This is a genomic window from Methylibium sp. (assembly GCF_031393925.1).
In the GTDB taxonomy this organism is placed as follows: domain Bacteria; phylum Pseudomonadota; class Gammaproteobacteria; order Burkholderiales; family Burkholderiaceae_C; genus Methylibium.
In genome coordinates this window covers 1-2,977 of the sequence record NZ_JANMWL010000084.1, presented here as the reverse complement: position 1 = coordinate 2,977, position 2,977 = coordinate 1, and the positions used below count along the sequence as shown (strand labels likewise).

The window sequence follows — 2,977 nt, the reverse complement described above, 5'->3', positions numbered from 1 at the left end:
TCGCGCCCGATGATCCACACGCCCAGCATGCCCAGGGCCATGCCGCCGTAGATCAATGCCCAGACGAGCGTTTCGAGCTGTGAATTCTTGATCAAGGGGTCGTCCGTCAGAACCAGCTGGCATCGGCATCGCGGCAGGTGCTGTCGCGCGAGGCGACGACCGCCAGCCAGGCGTCTATCTTGGGCAGTTCGTAATGAAAGAAGTAACGCGCGGCAGCCAGTTTGCCTTGGTAGAAGGCTTCACCCCGTGCGCCATCGGTGTCGAGCCCCGCGCGGGCGGCGAGCGCCAGCTCCAGCCATACCCATGCGAGCACGACGTGGCCGAAGGCCTGCAGGTAGGGCGTGGCATTGGCAAGCGCGTCCTGCGGCCGGCCGGTGGCCCAGGCCGCCTGGGTGGCGTGACCGAGTTGACTCAGCGCAGCGTCCAGCGCATCGGCGTGGTCGGCCAGGCCGTCAACGGCCGCAGCGCGCTCGACCGTGGCGCCGACACGCCCCCGCAGCAGCGCGAGCCCGGCGCCGCCGTTCATCAGCACCTTGCGCCCGAGCAGGTCGAGCGCCTGGATGCCGTGCGTGCCCTCGTGGATCATGTTGAGGCGGTTGTCGCGCCAGTGCTGCTCGACCGCGAAGTCGCGCGTATAGCCGTAGCCACCGTGGACCTGGATCGCCAGGCTGTTGGCCTCCAGGCACCACTCGCTCGGCCAGCTCTTGGCAATGGGTGTGAGCATCTGCAGCAGCAGCGCGGCCTCGGCGCTCGCCTCGGCCGTGCCGCTCTTCTGCTCGTCGACCAGCCGCGCGCAATAGAGCGCCAGCGCCAAGCCGCCTTCGACGTAAGACTTTTGCGCCAGCAACATGCGCTTGATGTCGGCATGCTCGATGAGCGCCACCTGCGGCGCGTTGGCGTCCTTGCCGCCGGGACCGATGGGCCGTCCCTGGGTGCGCTGTTTGGCGTAGTCGAGGCTCGCTTCGTAGCCGGCATAGCCCAGCATCACCGCGCCGAGGCCGACGCCGATGCGCGCCTCGTTCATGAAATGGAACATGCAGCGCAGGCCGTCGCCGGGTTGGCCGACGAGGTAGCCCACGGCGCCGGCTTGGCCCCGCGGCTTGAAGCGGCCTTCGCCGAAGTTGAGCAGCGTGTTGGTGATGCCGCGGTAGCCGAGCTTGTGGTTCAGGCCGGCGAGCGCCACGTCGTTGCGCTCCGTCAGGATCGCCCGCCGCATGGCTCCCTCGCCCTCTGCGAAATCTGCGAAAGGGCCGGGGCCTGCCGGCACCTCGGCACCGCCCCACTCCACCAGCAGCTTGGGCACGATGAACAGCGAGATGCCCTTCGCCCCCGGCGGCAGCTTCCCGTCCTCGCCCGCGATCTTGGCCAGCACCAGGTGCACGATGTTCTCGGTGAGCTCGTGCTCGCCGCCCGAGATCCACATCTTGTTGCCCTTCAGACGGTAGCGCGCACCGAGCGGGTCTTGCTCGAAGGCGGCGCCGTCCGGCACCGCGCGCGTGGCCACGTCGCTCAGGCTCGAACCCGCCTGCGGCTCCGACAGGCACATGCTGCCGAACCAGCGACCGGCGAACTCGTTGCTGGCAAAACATTCGATCTGGGCCGGCGTGCCGTGCGCCATCAGCAGGTTGGCATTGCCCGCGGTGAGCATGGAGTAGCCAGCCATGGCCACGCTCGCCTTGAAGAAAAACGCATTGCCGGCCATCTCGACCACGCAGGGCAGTTGCATGCCGCCGAGCCCGTAGTCCTGCGACGCGGCGAGCATGCCGCTCCCGACATAGGCACCGAGCGCATCGTGCGTCGCACGCGGCAGATGGACGCGCTGACCGTCAAAGCGCGGCTCCTCGGTGTCGACGAGGCGATTGAAGGGCGCGAATTTTTCGCGTGCGATTTTCTGGCAGGTGTCGAGCACCGCGGCGAAGGTCTCGCGCGAGTGGTCGGCGAAGCGAGCTCGCGCGGTCAGCGACTCGACGGCGAGCCAGTCGTTGAGCAGAAAGTCCAGCGTGGCGCGCATGGGGGTCATTCCATCAAGGGCAGGAGCGTCAACAGGAGCACGAGCAGGGATGCGCGGGCGGCTCGCAGGGGGTCAGGCGCGGTCGAGTGCAAAGTGTGCCAACGCGGCCCGGGCAATCGGCGCGCCCCATTCCTGCACGAAATGGCCGCCATCGGCCACTTGCATCGGCGGCGGGCAGCCAAGGATGACTTGCTGCAGCGCCAGCATCGTGGGCAGCCCCAGCACCGGGTCTTGCAGGCCGACGGCCATGAAGCTGTCGCCCGTCCAGCGCTGCTGCCAGAAGGCCATCGCCTCGCGGCTGGTGGCGGCACCGGGGGCGTCCTCACCGTCGGGCACCAGCTTGGGAAAGGCGCGCAGCGCGGCCTTGAAGCGGGCATCTGGAAACGGCGCGTCGTAGGCCGCCGCCTCGGCCACGCTCAGGTCGGGCTTGCCGCGGCGCAGCAGCTTGCCCACCGCCAGGTCGGGCTGGCTGTTGCTGTAGGCGCGCCACTGGCGAAAGCCCTCGGTCAGCTCGCCAGTGGCGAGCGTGGTGTTCATCACCAGCAGGCGGGTGAAGCGCTCAGGCGGGCCGGCGCCGGGTCGCCCCGAGCCCGACGCACCCGACGACGCACCCGTGGGGACCGGGAGGGCCGCTTGCGGGGCCATGGCGGTCGACGCCGCAGGCGTCTTGGGGACGGCATACACCATCGGCAGTGTCAGGCCGAGGATGCCGCCCCAATCCTGGCAGACCAGCATCACGTTGCGCAGGTCCAGCGTCTCGATCAGCCTCAGCAGGCTTTGCCGGTGGCGATCGAACTGGTGCCAGGCTTCATCGGCCGGTTTGTCGGATCGGCCAAAACCGATCAGATCCGGCGCCACCACCCGCAGGCCGGCCCCGGTGAACACCGGGATCATGTGGCGGTAGAGGTAGCTCCAGGTCGGGTTGCCGTGCAGGCACAGCACCGTGACGGCCGCGTCACGCGGACC

2 protein-coding genes are annotated in these 2,977 nt (G+C 68.9%); both read right to left on the bottom strand.

Going from position 1 to position 2,977, the window contains the following annotated elements; all coding sequences use genetic code 11:
• Window positions 1-106: 106 nt before the first annotated feature.
• Window positions 107-2,011, bottom strand: a complete 1,905-nt coding sequence (locus tag RMO12_RS05280) for an acyl-CoA dehydrogenase (RefSeq protein ID WP_309638483.1) — start codon at window positions 2,009-2,011, stop codon at window positions 107-109.
• A 72-nt stretch (window positions 2,012-2,083) separates the two neighbouring features.
• The coding region (locus RMO12_RS05275) for an alpha/beta fold hydrolase (RefSeq protein WP_309638482.1) at window positions 2,084-2,977 on the bottom strand (894 nt) is incomplete at its 5' end.